Origin of the sequence: Streptosporangium roseum DSM 43021 (assembly GCF_000024865.1) — a bacterium.
GTDB lineage: Bacteria > Actinomycetota > Actinomycetes > Streptosporangiales > Streptosporangiaceae > Streptosporangium > Streptosporangium roseum.
This window is the reverse complement of record NC_013595.1, coordinates 3,268,885-3,282,915: the sequence shown is the minus strand read 5'-3', so window position 1 is coordinate 3,282,915 and position 14,031 is coordinate 3,268,885. Positions and strand designations below refer to the sequence as shown.

General features: G+C 70.6%; 12 protein-coding genes. 3 read left to right on the top strand and 9 right to left on the bottom strand.

Annotation, left to right across the window (positions count from 1 at the left end):
• Window positions 1–31: 31 nt before the first annotated feature.
• The 3 genes from SROS_RS14580 to SROS_RS14570 form a co-directional block, all read right to left on the bottom strand.
• Window positions 32–2,293 (bottom strand): transglycosylase domain-containing protein, encoded by a 2,262-nt coding sequence (locus tag SROS_RS14580; protein ID WP_245564642.1) that lies wholly within the window; start codon window positions 2,291–2,293, stop codon window positions 32–34.
• A 295-nt stretch (window positions 2,294–2,588) separates the two neighbouring features.
• Entirely contained in the window at window positions 2,589–3,200 is a 612-nt protein-coding gene (locus SROS_RS14575) for a TetR/AcrR family transcriptional regulator (protein WP_012889705.1), read from the bottom strand.
• 74 nt (window positions 3,201–3,274) lie between these two features.
• Window positions 3,275–4,195 (bottom strand): LysR family transcriptional regulator, encoded by a 921-nt coding sequence (locus SROS_RS14570; RefSeq protein WP_012889704.1) that lies wholly within the window; start codon window positions 4,193–4,195, stop codon window positions 3,275–3,277.
• Window positions 4,196–4,310: 115 nt separating this feature from the next.
• Here SROS_RS14570 and SROS_RS14565 point away from each other — a divergent pair, with 115 nt between their 5' ends.
• The 3 genes from SROS_RS14565 (at window position 4,311) to SROS_RS14555 (ending at window position 9,151) form a co-directional block, all read left to right on the top strand.
• Complete coding sequence (locus SROS_RS14565; protein WP_012889703.1) at window positions 4,311–5,249, top strand: MBL fold metallo-hydrolase; 939 nt, start codon at window positions 4,311–4,313, stop codon at window positions 5,247–5,249.
• Between the two features lie 353 nt (window positions 5,250–5,602).
• A complete protein-coding gene (locus SROS_RS14560) occupies window positions 5,603–6,409 on the top strand; it encodes an SDR family NAD(P)-dependent oxidoreductase (protein ID WP_012889702.1) in 807 nt (268 codons plus the stop codon).
• A gap of 327 nt (window positions 6,410–6,736) precedes the next feature.
• Window positions 6,737–9,151 (top strand): ATP-binding protein, encoded by a 2,415-nt coding sequence (locus SROS_RS14555; RefSeq protein ID WP_245564641.1) that lies wholly within the window; start codon window positions 6,737–6,739, stop codon window positions 9,149–9,151.
• Between the two features lie 112 nt (window positions 9,152–9,263).
• Here the strand turns inward: SROS_RS14555 and SROS_RS14550 are convergent, their stop codons facing one another.
• The 6 genes from SROS_RS14550 to aroH all read right to left on the bottom strand — a co-directional run bounded on the left by SROS_RS14550 (window position 9,264) and on the right by aroH (window position 13,984).
• Window positions 9,264–9,749 carry an ATP-binding protein gene (locus tag SROS_RS14550; RefSeq protein ID WP_218919838.1) on the bottom strand — a complete coding sequence of 162 codons (486 nt, stop codon included), beginning with the start codon at window positions 9,747–9,749 and terminating at the stop codon, window positions 9,264–9,266.
• A 74-nt stretch (window positions 9,750–9,823) separates the two neighbouring features.
• On the bottom strand, window positions 9,824–10,018 hold the full coding sequence (locus SROS_RS14545) for a DUF5999 family protein (protein ID WP_012889700.1): 195 nt from the start codon (window positions 10,016–10,018) through the stop codon (window positions 9,824–9,826).
• Window positions 10,019–10,311: 293 nt separating this feature from the next.
• Window positions 10,312–11,730: a ribosome biogenesis GTPase Der gene (gene der, locus SROS_RS14540; RefSeq protein ID WP_012889699.1), complete on the bottom strand. Its 1,419-nt coding sequence runs from the start codon at window positions 11,728–11,730 to the stop codon at window positions 10,312–10,314.
• Entirely contained in the window at window positions 11,727–12,383 is a 657-nt protein-coding gene (gene cmk, locus SROS_RS14535; protein ID WP_012889698.1) for a (d)CMP kinase, read from the bottom strand. The genes der and cmk overlap by 4 nt, the downstream gene beginning before the upstream one ends.
• A gap of 124 nt (window positions 12,384–12,507) precedes the next feature.
• Window positions 12,508–13,617, bottom strand: a complete 1,110-nt coding sequence (locus SROS_RS14530; RefSeq protein WP_043652019.1) for a prephenate dehydrogenase — start codon at window positions 13,615–13,617, stop codon at window positions 12,508–12,510.
• A gap of 7 nt (window positions 13,618–13,624) precedes the next feature.
• Window positions 13,625–13,984 (bottom strand): chorismate mutase, encoded by a 360-nt coding sequence (gene aroH, locus SROS_RS14525; RefSeq protein ID WP_012889696.1) that lies wholly within the window; start codon window positions 13,982–13,984, stop codon window positions 13,625–13,627.
• Window positions 13,985–14,031: the final 47 nt, after the last annotated feature.

Here is a 14,031-nt window from a genome sequence, read left to right as displayed (position 1 = left end):
CGGTCTCACGGGACAGGACACCGGTGCCGCGTCAGTCGTCGTCCGGGTCGAGGGGGATGTCCGGGCCGCCGGAGTCGTCGCCGCTGCCGCCATCGGGACCGGTGAGGCCGTCGTCCTCGGTGGCGTCGTCGCCATCCGACGGGGGCGGCGTGAGCGACGGGGACGGCGTGGGCGACGGGGGCGGCGTGGGCCGGCAGCTCTGGCCGCAGCCGCCGAACCGCGCCGGGTCGATCGGGGTGAACGACGACGGCTCGACGTCCCTCAGCGCCGCCAGCATCGTGTCCCTCCAGATCGGACCCGGGATGCTGGCGCCGAGCACCAGACCGTAGTACCGGCCGCCGATCGTGACGCCGCTCAGCTTGTGGTCCTGCGAGCCGCGCGGGTCGCCGAGGCTGACCGCTCCGGCCAGGTCCGGGGTGAACCCGGCGAACCACGCGCTGGCGTAGCCGTCGGTGGTGCCGGTCTTGCCCGCCGCGTCGCGGCCGATGCCGCCGACGCCCCGCATCGTGCCCTGGGTGAACACGCCGGACAGCACGTCGGCCGCCGCGTCGGCGACCTCCGGGTCGAGCGCCTGGCGGCACTTGGGCGTGAAGTCGGTGACCTTGCCGTACCTGTCCGTGATCCGGGTGATCGCCATCGGCGCGCAGTACCTGCCGCGCGCCGCGATCGCGGCGTACGCGTTGGCCACGGTCACCGGGTCCATCTCGTTGATGCCGAGCGTGAACGTCTCGTACTCCTGGAGCTTCGCCCCGTCGGAGCGGTGGATGCCCAGCGACTTGGCGGTCTTGACCGTGTCACAGAGCCCGACCCGCTGCTCCAGCGTCATGAAGAACGTGTTCACCGAGCCCCAGGTGCCGGTCCGCAGGGTCTTCCAGCCGGGGCTGCCCTCGTCGTTGGTGACGGTGTGGGTCGGGTCGCCGATGTTCTCGCCCTTGCAGTTCTTGAACGCCGCGTAGCCCGAGGCGCGGTAGCCGGCACCGACGGTGAAGCCGTCGTCGACCTTCATGCCCTTCTGCAGCGCGTTGAGCAGCGTGAAGGTCTTGAAGGTGGAGCCGGCCTGGAAGCCGATGGCGCCGCCGTGCGCGGCGTCCGCGACGAGGTTGTAGGAGATCTCGTTCCTGGCCTTGCTCCGGCCGTACGTCCGGCTGGCCGCCATGGCCCTGATCGCCCCGGTGCCCGGCTGGACCAGGGCCTCGGCCGCCGCCGGGTCGTCGGAGCGGTGGACCCACTTCCTGATCGCCCTGTCCGCCGCCGCCTGGGTCTCCGGGTCGATCGTCGTCCTGATCGTCAGGCCGCCGCGGTTGAGGAACTCCTCGCGTGCCTCGGTCGTCCCGCCGAAGTCGGAGTTGTTCAGGATCTCGTTGCGGACGTAGATGCAGAAGTACGGATAGTCGCTGGTCTCGCAGCCGCCGGGCAGCTCCGTGCCCTTGTAGCCGAGCTTGGTGGCCTTCGCCTCCGCCGCCTCGGCCGGGGTGATCTCGCCCAGCTCGGCCATCCGGTCCAGCACGGTGTTGCGCCGGTTCAGCATCCGCTCGCGCTGTTTGCCGCCCAGGTTGGGGTCGGTGGCGTTGGGGTCCTGTACGGCGCCCGCCAGCGTCGCCGCCTGCGGCAGGGTGAGCCCGTCCGCCTCGACGCCGAAGAACCGCTTGGCCGCCGCCTCGACGCCGTAGGCGCCCGCGCCGAAGTAGGCGATGTTGAGGTATTTCTCCAGGATCTCGTCCTTGGAGTACTTCTGCTCGACCGCCATCGCGTAACGCAGCTCGTTGAGCTTGCGCGCGTAGCTGGCCTCCAGCGCCCTGTCCCTGTCCTTGTCGGTGGCGGCGGAGTTGAGCAGCACCTGCTTGACATACTGCTGGGTGATGCTCGACCCGCCCTGGCTCACCCCGCCCGCCTGCATGTTCCTGGCGAACGCGCGGATCGTGCCCTCGATGTCGATCGCACCGTGCTTGTAGAACCGGTAGTCCTCGATCGAGACGATCGCCGTCTTCATGATCTCAGCCACCTCGTCGAGCTTGACGACCTCGCGATACTCCTCGTAGAACCGCGCGATCTCGTTGCCGTCGACGTCCTGCACGATCGTGACCTCCGCCGGTGGCGGCTCGGTGAGGTCCTCGGGCTTGAGGTTCACCTCGTTGGCCGCCGATATGACGCCGAAGCCCACACCTCCCACGGCCGGCAACGCGATCCCCGCGACCAGCACGCCCGCCGCCGCCCCCATGGCGGCAAGGCGCACGATCTTCGTCACGGCCCCCGGCCGGTCCTCGCCCCGTCCGGGCATATGCCTATGCCGCATGCCATGTCCTTGCTCTCGTCCGTCAGACGGGAGGAGCAAAGCAGATCGGGCCAGCGGATGTCCAATACCGATATCGATGGGAGACCGATATCAGTTAACGCATGATTGCAGCTCACGTCGGTGCCGGCCATGCTCCACGCCGCCGGCGGAACGCTCCCGGCAGGATCCCGCCGGTACGGCCAGATGGCTGTGGGGCTGAACGGCACGGCCATGTTCCGCCTTCCGCGCCTTTCCAGACCTTCCGGAGGTCGAGCAGATACATGTCCGGAACAAGGACGGAGGGCGGAAGGGGCGGTCAGCCACGGTTGTCGACGAAGGCACCTGCCCGGGCCGCGGTGAGCGCCATGGTGACGGCCCGCGCGGCGACGTGGGCGTCGATCGGCTCCCGGCTGACGACCGCGCGGTAGTACAGCGGCGCGGAGACGGCCCGGATGACGTCGGCGGAGTCGGTGCCGGCGGGCAGTTCTCCTCGGCGAACGGCGAGGTCGACACGGCGCGCCCACTCGCCGATGCGCCGCGCGTAGAACTCGTGGAGCGCCGCGGCCGCGGCGCTGTCGCAGGTCGCCGCCGCGATCATCGCTTGGAACGTCGCCCCGAGCCGCGGGTCGGTGAGCGCGTCGAGCACGCTTGTGGCGTTCTCCAGCAGATCGGCCTCCAGGTCGCCGGTGTCCGTATGGGCCACCGACCGATCGGCCAGGTCTGTCATGAGATCGGTGACCAGCCCGATCGGCCCGCCCCAGCGCCGGTACACGGTGGTCTTGCCGACACCGGCCCGGTCGGCGATCTGATCCATGGTGAGGCCGTGGAACCCGTGCTCCACGAGCGCGTTCTGGGTGGCCTCGAGCACGGCTTCGCGGACCCTGGCGGTACGGCCGCCGGGCCGGAGGGTTCCGGGTGACACATCCACAGTGACGCTCCTGTCGCGTTCGGTCCTCCGGCCAGCTTAACGAATCCCGAATCCCATTAGTGCGGGCCCGAGGTTCAGATCGTGTCGACGACCGCGGAAGGACCGCCGCGGCTTTCGACGAACTCGCGGGAGAGCTGGACGAAGGCGCGCACCCGGGCGGTTTCGCGGGCGCTCGGCCACACAAGTGCGTACTCGATGGGCGGGGCGTCCCGGAAGGGGACGAAGGCGAGTCCCGGGCGGCCGTAGTAGCGCGCTCCGGCGGCGGAGACCGGGCAGACACCCTTGCCCGCGAGCACGAGCGACAGCACGTCCTCCCAGTAGATGATGGCCTGGCCCTGCGGGATGGGCCTGCCGGTGGGGGTCTGGCGTGGGGCGTGATACTCCACCCAGTGGGCGGGGACATTTCCGCTGACGGTCAGCAGGGTCATCTCGGCCAGGTCTTCCAGGCTGACCGACGCATGCCGGGCGAAGGAGTGTGCGGACGGCAGGATCAACGCACGGGTCTGGGAGATCAGGACGGGCCCGACGGTGAGGTCGGGTTCGTCGATCGGAAGTTCGGTGACCTGAAGATCGATATCGCCGGCTCGCAGGGGACCGTAGGGATCGGATATCTGCACCTGCTGGATCTGCAGTTCGGTGCCCGGATGGCGGGCCGAGAAGATGTCGGCGACCTGAAGGACGAGGTCGCCGGTGAAAGCTCCGGAGAAGCCGACCCGCAGCATTCCGGTGATGCCGCGTCCAGCCGCCGTCGCCCTGGCGACCTCCTCCTGGATGCGCCGGTAAGCGGGTTCGATCCCCTCACGCAGCTGTTCACCGATCGCGGTCAGCGCCACGTTGCGACTGTTCCGTTCGAACAGCTTCACCCCGATGCGACGCTCCAACTTGGCAAGCGTCTGGCTGACCCTGCCCTGCGACACTCCGGCGCGCTCTGCCGTCCGCCCGAAATGCAGTTCCTCGGCCAGCGTCAGGAAGATCTCGATCTCGAGCCGTTCCATGCCATCCACCTCGAACGATGCATCCAACTAATGAATTGTTCCATATATCACTCTTGTTGCGATATGTCCGATTCCCCGATGGTGGAGTGGTGACCACAGATCGAGGAGTACCGCCGTGACAGAAGCGATCGACATTTCGGCGGCACGCCCCACCGCATCCGAGCGGGCAGCCGCCGTCCGGCAGGACGCCGCCCTTATGAGCGACAGGCGGCTACGCAGGCCGTCGGGGATCCGGTCACTCCGGCTCGGCGAGCTGAAGATCACCTATGTGCCCGACGGGGTGGCGCAGCTCAGGCCGCGCGGCTGGCTGCCGGCCACCACCGGAGGGGATTGGGCGGAACACGCCGAATATCTCAACGACACCGGCCATCTGGTGGCGGGCGTCGGCGGACTGCTGGTGGAGTACGGCAGGCGCGCCCTGCTCATCGACGCGGGATTCGGGCCGCGGGCCGTACCGGAGGATCCCGATCATCCGCTGATCGGCGCCATCCACGGTGGCGCCCTGCTGGACAACCTGGAGAGGATCGGCCGCGCACCCGGCGAGATCGAGGCGGTGGCGTTCACCCACCTGCACCCCGACCACCTCGGCTGGGCCTGCGTCGCCCCCGCGGTCTTCACCGGCGCCGACTTCCTGGTGTCCGAACAGGAATGGACCGGCCGCCACCTGGCCGCCGCGCACGGCGTCACCGCGGGGATGCTGGCCGCCATCACATTGCGGCTGCGGCTTGTACGCGAAGGCGAGGAGATCTTCCCGGGCGTGCGCACGCTGGCGATGCCCGGCCACACGGCGGGGCACACCGCCTTCACGGTCACCTCGGGCGGGCAGCGGCTGATCGCCTTCGGCGACGCGCTGCACTCTCCCATCCAGGTACGTCACCCGGCGTGGTCCGCCGCCACCGATCACGACCCCGCCCTCTCGGCCCGCCAGCGCCACCGACTGCTGGCCGAGCTCCAGCGTCCCGACACCCTCGGCTTCGGTGTGCACTTCGCCGACATGGTGTTCGGCCGCGTACACCAGGACGCCGACGGCGCCACCTGGCAACCACAACCATGAAGCACGAGAGAGCCACCTCATGGAATACAGACAACCGGGCGCGTCCGGGCTCAAGGTCTCCGCGCCGAGCTTCGGCACCGGCACTTTCGCCGGCCGGACCGATCCCACCGCCGCACCCGACCACCCGGGTCTCGGCCCCGCGGCTCATCATGGCCGAGGCCGTCGACCCGCCACAACGCGCAGCCGGGCAGACGTCGCCAGAGGTGGGGGCGGCGGAAACCGCACCTGACCGTCGCACGTAACAGCCATCCCACCCAGCAAAGAGGTCAAGAGTTTCATTAGCACAGGAATATGCCAGCTTCACTTAACGGGACTTTTGGCCTGTTAGACATTCGATCCGATGGAGAATGATCATGGATTTGCAGTTGTCCGGCCGTATCGCACTCGTCACCGGCGCCTCCCAGGGGGTGGGCCTGGCCACCACCCGTACGTTGCTGCAGGAGGGGGCCCTAGTGGTGGCTGTCTCGCGCCGCACCAGTCCCGGACTCGATGAGCTGGCAGGCCCGAATCTCGTCCATGCGCCAGTCGACCTCGCCCACCCCGAGGGGCCCGGCGTAGCGGTCGCCTACACCGCCGAGGCCTTCGGCGGGCTGGACATCCTGGTCAACAACGCGGGCGGCCCGCCGCCCGGGGCGCAGCTTCCCCGCTTCGGGTTCCTGTCCGCGACCGATGAGGACTGGCGGGCGATGTTCGAGTTCAACCTGTTCTCGGCCGTCCGCGCGATCCGGGCCGCGATCCCGCTCATGCTTGCGCGGGGCGGCGGCGCGATCGTCAACATCTCCTCGGTCAACGCGCGGAAACCGGCCCCGATGAACGTCGACTACAACGCGGCCAAGGCCGGACTGACCAACCTCACCAAGGCGCTGTCGGAGGAGTACGGCCCGCAGGGCATTCGCGTCAACACCGTCTCTCCCGGTCCGGTCCGGACCGCCTGGTGGACCGAGGAGGGCGGCGCGGCCGACATCATCGCCGCTCGGACCGGAGCGGACCGGGACACCGTCCTGGACAAGATCGTGCCGGAGATGATGAACCTCACCACCGGACGTCTCGTCGAACCGCAGGAGATCGCGGACGTGGTGGCCCTGCTGGTCTCGCCGCGCTCGGCCAGCACGACCGGTGCCGAATTCTCCGTGGACGCCGGATTCCTCAAGGAACCGTGACCCGCGGCGGCTGAACGTGATGGGGCCTCCAAGACGCGGAGGCCCCATCACGTTCAGCCTGAGCACGACGTGGTCGGGTGTGGACATCGCGGGCCCTCCATGTCGTCGACTCATGGCCGGCCACGCACTCTATCGGCGGCACCGCTGCGACTCGGCCGCGGGCGCCCGGCAGAGGTCCGCGGTGAAGGGCGGGGACTCCTCGAAAGGCTGCGTGGCTCCCCCGGTGCGGGCGAGGGACCGCGGAGCCTCCGGCGCTCATCCGGGTGCGGCCTGTGCACCGGAAACGGCTGGGACATAACCTGGGTTCTGTCGGCTTGGTTCCAGCGCATGGTGATCCGCTGGCCGGGACGGCGCGAGGCGCTGATGAATGTGGTGGCATCAACCACCTCGAAGCGGCTGCAGGCACAGGGGCTGCCGGCCGAGGTGACCAGTTTCGTGGGACGTCGGCACGAGGTGGCCGAGGTCAAACGGCTGCTGTCCGGAGCCCGTGTGGTGACCCTCACCGGCACCGGCGGGGTCGGCAAGACCCGGCTGGCCCTGCGGGTCGCGGCCGACGTGCTGCGGGCCTTCCGGGACGGCGTGTGGCTGGTCGACCTCGCCGCACTGGAGTGCCCGGAGCTGCTCGTCCAGGCGGTCAGCGAGGCCCTGAGGATCCGGGACCACTCCACCCGTCCCCCCATGCAGGTGCTCATCGAACACCTGCGGGACAAACAGACCCTGGTGATCCTGGACAACTGCGAGCACCTCCTGCACGACTGCGCCGTGCTGGCCGAGACACTGGTGCGCGCCGCGCCCGAGGTGCGGATCCTCGCCACCAGCCGGCAGGTGCTGGGCATCGCCGGCGAGCAGACGCTGGCCGTCCCGACGCTGCCGTTGCCGCTGCCGGACTCCGGCGTCTCGCGCCCCTCCCTCGAATCGCTGGCGCAGTATGACGCGATACAGCTGTTCGTCGAGCGGGCCGGGGCCGTACTACCGGGTTTCGCCGTCACCGAGTCCAACAGGGACGCCGTGGAGCGGATCTGCCGGCGGCTGGACGGCATCCCGCTCGGGATCGAACTGGCGACCGTGCGGCTGCGGGCCCTCTCCGTCGAGCAGTTGCTCGCCCGTTTGGACGACCGTTTCCAGCTGCTCACCTCGGGATCACGGGCGGCGCTGCCCCGCCAGCAGACCCTCCGTGCGCTGATCGACTGGAGCTACGCCCTGTGCACCGAGCAGGAGCGGCTGCTGTGGGCGCGCGCCTCGGTGTTCGCCGACGGCCTGGACCTGGCTGCGGCCGAGGAGGTCTGCTCCGGCGACGGCATCCTCCGTGAGGAGGTCGTCGACCTGGTGATCGGACTGGTGGACAAGTCCGTTCTGATCAGAGATGACCATCCGTCTTCCCCGTCGGCGGCCCGGTATCGGCTGCTGGAGACGGTCCGGCAGTACGGCCGGGAGCGGCTCGCCACGACAGGGCAGGCGGCCGCGTTGCAGCGGCGGCACCGTGACTACTACCGGAAGCTGGCGGCGGAGGCGCGAGCGCGGCATTTCGGCCCGTCCCAGGTGGCCTGGTTCACCACCCTGAAGATCGAGCACGCCAACCTCCACGCGGCCCTGGAGCACTGCTTCTCCAGGCCGGAGGGGGTCGCGACGGGCCTGGGCATGGCCGCCGACCTGCTCTACCACTGGATCACCAACTGCTACCTGCACGAGGGGCGCCGCTGGCTGGACCGGGGGCTCACCGCCCACACCGCACCGGACGAGACCCGGGCCCGGGCCCTGTGGACCGACAGCTGGCTGGCCGTCATCCAGACCGACGTCACCTCCGCCACGGCGATGCTGGAGGAGGCCCGGGCCCTCGGGGAGCGGCTCGGCCAGGAGCCGGTCCGCGCCTACGTCGCCCTCTACTCCGGAATGGTCGCCATGTGCCGGAGGGACGCCGGATCCGCGGTCGCGCTCTACGAGGAGGCGGTGACTCGCCACCGCTCCACCGGCGACCCGGTGGGCCAGGCGCTGGCGCTCATCCGGCTCTCCCTCGCCCGATCCTTCCTGGGCGACTCGCCGGGCGCCGTCTCCGCCGCGGAGGAGTGCCTGGCGGTGTGCGACGCCCACGGAGAGGGCTGGCACAGGGCGTACGCGATGATGGCCCTCGGCATCGAGATCTGGCGTCAGGGCGACACCCCGCGCGCGGCTGCACTCGAGAAGGAGAGCCTGCGGTTCAACTGCTCGCTCAACGACCCGCTGGGCGCCGGGATCAACCTGGAGGTGCTGGCCTGGATCGCCGCCGCGGAGAAGCAGTACCGGAAAGCGGCCCGGCTGCTCGGAGCCCTGGAGACCATCTGGCAGGCGATCGGCGCGCCGCTGTCCGGATTCGGGCACCTGGCCGGCTACCACGACGAATGCGTGTCCCGTGCCCGCCGGGCGCTCGGGGAGCCGGCCTTCAACGCGGCCGTCAGGCGAGGCGCCAGGCTCCCCTACGAGGAGGCGCTCGCCTACGCCCTCGAAGAGGGCGCACCCGGGGACGGGTCCCAGGCGGAGGAGGGGCGGCAGGCGCCGTTGACCCGCAGGGAGATGGAGATCGCCCAGCTCGTCGCCCAGGGGATGAGCAACAAGGAGATCGCGGCCGCGCTGGTGATCGCCCAGCGCACCGCCGAGGGACACGTCGAGCACATTCTGAGCAAGCTCGGCTTCACCTCACGCGCTCAGGTCGCCGTCTGGATAGGCGAGTGGAACCGGAGCGTGGACGGTGAGCACGGTTCCGGCTGACAGCGGCCACGGGGTGACACGGTGACGGGCGAAGGGACACCGGGGCCGATCCGTGTGGTGACCTCATCGGCTCCGGTGTCCCTCCCGGGGAGGGGGAGGGGGAGGGGCCGGATCAGGCGACGCAGTCCTCGGAGAGGGCGTCGACGGGCAGCTCGAACCAGACCACTTTGCCCGCCGGCGTGCGGTCGCTGCCCCAGCAGCAGGACAGCAGGTCGAGCATGTACAGCCCGCGCCCGTTCTCGTCGTCCTCGCCGGCACGGCGCATGCGAGGCGCCACGGGATGGGCGTCCTCGACCTCGCAGCGCAGCAGGCCGTCCTGGCAGCAGAGGGTGAGCCGGATCGCCCCCCTCGCGTGGTCCAGCGCGTTGGTGACCAGCTCGCTGACGAGCAGTTCGGCGACCTCGCTCTGCTCCTCCAGCCCCCACTCGGTCAGCCGGGCGCGGACCAGCCGCCGCGCCCTGGGCACGGAGAACGGCTCGGGCGGGAGCGACCAGGAGGCCTCCGGGGCAGGGGGCTCCTCCGGCGGGCGGGCCACACGTTCACCGAGCTGGAGAACGGTGGTCCTGAGCCGGTGCCGGAAGCGCGCGTAACGGTTCACGGAAAGGACCTCGGCCGGCGCCGGCGGGAGGGCCTGCGTGCCCGCTCGCCGGTCGGCGGGCGTGGAGAACGATTTCATGCCACGTGCTCGCAGAGGTCGCGGCGGGCGGAGACGCTGCTTCCGTCGGGCAGGAGCTCACCGGTGTCCTCGAAGACCACCACGCCGTTGCAGAGCAACCCCCATCCCTGCTCGGGGTGGAAGGCCACGAGTGACGCGGCCTCGCGATCCGGAGCACTCGCGGGAGGACACAGGGGTTGGTGCTGACACATGGCTCGTACCTTCGATCCTTTGCTGTTCGCGCCGGGGTGCTTGCCGACGTGACCAGCATCTCCTCCGAAAAGCTGGAGACAGAACGGGATAAATACCCGTATAGGTACCTATTCTGTGATACACGGGCACGTAAAGCCTAAGCCGGTAGGACGTAGACAGGCGCCCCGGATGACCCGCCGCGGAACGTGGGGGTCGCCCGGCCGGATGCGGCGGAGCACGCCGCTCGACCGCCCGGCGCGGGGGTCCGGAGACGAGGACGGCCCGGCGCGGGCCGGGCCGTCCGATCAGATGGTCACTTCTTCTTCTGAGCACCCCGCTTGTCACGGATCTTCATCGTGACCTCCAGCGGAGAGCCCGCGAAGCCGAACTCCTCGCGGATCCGGCGCTCGATGAAGCGGCGATAGGTCTCCTCAAGGAAGCCCGAGGTGAACAGCACGAACTTGGGCGGCTCCGTCGACGCCTGGGTGGCGAAGAGGATCTTGGGCTGCTTGCCGCCACGGACCGGGGGCGGGGTGGCCGCGACCAGGTCGGTGAGGAAGGCGTTGAGACGGGCCGTGGGGACCCGGGTGGACCAGGAGTCCAGCGCCTTCTCGATGGCCGGGACGAGCCTCTCCACGTGCCAGCCGGTCTTGGCGGAGATGTTGACGCGCAGCGCCCACGGCACGCGGACGAGCTGGCGGTCGATCTCCTTCTCCAGGTAGTAGCGGCGGTCCTCGTCGAGGAGGTCCCACTTGTTGAACGCCACGACCATGGCACGGCCCGACTCGATCACCAGGGAGATGATCCGCAGGTCCTGCTCGGTCAGCACGTCGCTGGCGTCGATGAGCACGACCGCGATCTCCGAGCGCTCCAGGGCGCCCCGGGTGCGCATGCTCGCGTAGAAGTCGGCGCCCTTCAGCTCGCGGTCGCGCCGGCGGATGCCGGCGGTGTCCACGAAGCGCCAGGTCTTGCCACCGAGCTGGATCAGCTCGTCGACCGGGTCACGGGTGGTCCCCGCCATCGGGTCGACCAGCACGCGCTCCTCGCCCGCCAGCTTGTTCAGCAGCGAGGACTTGCCCACGTTGGGCTTGCCCACCAGGGCCACCCGGCGCGGGCCGCGCTCGACGCCGAAACGCTGCTGCGGCGTCTCCGGCAGCTTGTCCAGGATCACGTCCAGCAGGTCGCCGCTGGAACGGCCGTGCAGGGCCGAGACCGGCTGCGGCTCCCCCAGGCCGAGAGCCCAGAGACCGGCGGCCTCCAGCTCCATCTGCTGGTTGTCGACCTTGTTGGCGGCCAGGATGACCGGCTTGCCGGAACCGCGCAGCACGTGGCCGACGATCTCGTCGGCGTCGGTCACTCCCACCACGGCGTCCACCACGAACAGGATCACGTCGGCCAGCTCGGCCGCGACCTGCGCCTGCTCGGCGATCTTCAGTGCCATGCCGGTCGCGTCGGGATCCCAGCCACCGGTGTCGACCACCGTGAACCGGCGGCCACGCCAGGTGGCGTCGTAGGTGACCCGGTCACGGGTCACGCCCGGCACGTCCTCCACGACCGCCTCGCGGCGGCCGATGATCCGGTTGACCAGCGTGGACTTGCCCACGTTGGGGCGGCCCACCACGGCCACGACCGGCTGCGGGCCGGAGTCCTGGCCCGCTTCCTCAGAGCTGTCTTCGGTACCCAGATCGGCCAGCTCAGCCTCGATCCAGCCGCTGTCTTCTTCCCCGGTCACGCCTTTTCCTTAATCATGCGTAGCACCTCGGCGATGACCTCTTCCAGGTTCAGCGCCGTGGTGTCCAGTTCGACGGCGTCGGCCGCCATTGCGAGCGGATCTGTCTTCCGCGTCGAGTCCAAGGTGTCGCGCCGGGCCATCGCGGCCTTCTGCGCCTCCACCGTGGTCCCGGTGAGCTCTGCCGTACGGCGGAGCGCACGGGCGTCCGCGCTCGCGGTCAGGTAGACCTTGACCGGAGCGTCGGGCGTCACCACCGTGCCGATGTCGCGGCCCTCGACGACGATGCCGCCCAGGCCGATGACCTCCCGCTGCTCGGCCACCAGCCGGCGCCGCACCTCGGGCACGGAGCTGACCGCGGAGACGGCGGCGGTGACCTCGGAGGTCCGGATGGCCAGGGCGGCGTCGGCGCCGTCCACGGCCACCGACGGGGCATCCGGATCGGTGCCCATCGAGAGGACCGGGTCCAGGGCCCTGGCCGCGATCGCCGCCGGATCGGTGAGGTCGACCCCTCGCTCCAGCATCCACCAGGTGATCGCCCGGTACATCGCTCCGGTGTCGAGATAACGCAGCCCCAGCGCCCGCGCGACACCGCGCGACGCGCTCGACTTGCCCGACCCCGAAGGACCGTCCATGGCGACGACCAGTCCGGTCACGACGCCTCTCCCTTACAGCCCGCTTCAGTTGTCCGTACGAGGCTACCGGGAGCGGAGGCGGAAGCACGCATCGATCGCCCCGGGCGTTCCGTGGCCCGCCGCGGCGGGCCACGGAACGGACCCGCTACGGCAGGTGCCAGCCGTGCGCGCGCAGGGCCTCGGACAGCACCGCCACCGCCTCCGGCTGCACGGACAGGTCGGCGGCGCCCAGCGGCAGCCCGGGGGCGTGCTCCAGCCGGACGTCCTCGATGTTGACGCCCGCCGCCTCGGCCACCAGGAACAGCTTGGCCAGCTCGCCCGGACGGTCGCCGATGATGACCTGGACGGTCGCATAGGTGCGCGCCGGGCCTCCGTGCTTGCCGGGGATCCGGCCCGTGCCCGCGACGCCGCGGTGCAGCAGTTCGGTGACCTGGCCCATGGCCTCCGGATCCGCGGAGGCCCGCAGCGAGGCGGCCGCGGCCGCCAGGTCCGCGGCCACCGCCTCCAGCACGTCGGCCACCGGCAGCGCGTTGCCCGACAGGATCCCGGTCCACAGGCCCGGGTCGCCCGCCGCGATGCGCGTGACGTCGCGGACACCCTGCCCGGCCAGGCCGAGCGCGGTCGCCGGCGCGTCGGCGAGCCGGGCGGCCACCGCGGAGGCGGTCACGTGCGGGGCGTGCGAGACGATCGCGACGGCCCTGTCGTGCTCGGCGGCCTCGACCCGGACGGCCTCGCCGCCGCAGAGCTTGATCAGCCCGAGCAGGACCTCCACCGCGTCGGGCGAGGTCTCCTCCGTCGGGCACAGCGCCCACGGGCGGCCCAGGAACAGGTCGGCCCGGGCCGCGGCGGGCCCCGAGCGCTCCCGGCCCGCCAGCGGGTGCCCGGCGACGTAGGTGTTCAGATCACAGCCGAGGTCCGCGGCCTGCCGGAGCGGCAGCGCCTTGACGCTGGCCACGTCGGTGTAGAACCGGGCGGCCCCGGCCCGCTGGAGGTCGGCGAGCTGCGCGGCGACCCCCTGCGGGGGGACCGCGATGACCGCGAGGTCCACGGTCCGCCCGGCATTCCACTCGGTGCCCGCGCCCAGTTCCCGCGCCAGCCGTACGGCTCCCGCGTCGCGGTCGGCCAGGTAGACGGTGACGCCCTGCTCCCGCAGGGCCAGGGCGACCGAGGTGCCGATCAGGCCCGTGCCGACGACGAGGACGCTCTCGAGACCGCTCACGCGTGCTCCCCGGACTTCTCGGATGTGGTGCCGCATGACGGGATCACTGGGCGATGTCCACGCGCAGGGCCACCGCGCCGCGCAGGTAGACGTGCTGGATGTCCTGGCGGGGCCGGTCGGTCTCCACGTGGGCCATCAGCCGGACGACATGGGGCAGCGCGCCCGGGACGTCGATCTCGGACGCGCAGATCAGCGGGACGTCGTGGAAGCCGAGCTTGCGCGCGGCCAGGGCGGGGAACTCCGCGGTCAGGTCGGGCGTGGCCGTGAAGATCACGCTGATCACGTCGTCGGTGGTGAGCCTGTTGCGCCCCATCACCTCGGTGACAAGCTCGGTCACCCCGGACAGGATGGCCTCCCGGTCGTTGCCATCGACCTGGATCGCGCCCCGGATCGCCCGCACCATCGTCGCTCCTCCATACCGTTCACGCCGGACCACCCCGCAGGCGGTCC

Excerpts from the sequence above, each read along its gene's own strand:
- SROS_RS14530 (WP_043652019.1), bottom strand. The coding sequence starts at position 13,617 with ATGCGGCACCACATCCGAGAAGTCCGGGGAGCACGCGTGAGCGGTCTC.
- aroH (WP_012889696.1), bottom strand. The coding sequence starts at position 13,984 with ATGGTGCGGGCGATCCGGGGCGCGATCCAGGTCGATGGCAACGACCGG.
- SROS_RS14545 (WP_012889700.1), bottom strand. The coding sequence starts at position 10,018 with ATGTGTCAGCACCAACCCCTGTGTCCTCCCGCGAGTGCTCCGGATCGC.
- SROS_RS14555 (WP_245564641.1), top strand. The coding sequence starts at position 6,737 with ATGGTGATCCGCTGGCCGGGACGGCGCGAGGCGCTGATGAATGTGGTG.
- SROS_RS14580 (WP_245564642.1), bottom strand. The coding sequence starts at position 2,293 with ATGCGGCATAGGCATATGCCCGGACGGGGCGAGGACCGGCCGGGGGCC.
- SROS_RS14570 (WP_012889704.1), bottom strand. The coding sequence starts at position 4,195 with ATGGAACGGCTCGAGATCGAGATCTTCCTGACGCTGGCCGAGGAACTG.
- SROS_RS14560 (WP_012889702.1), top strand. The coding sequence starts at position 5,603 with ATGGATTTGCAGTTGTCCGGCCGTATCGCACTCGTCACCGGCGCCTCC.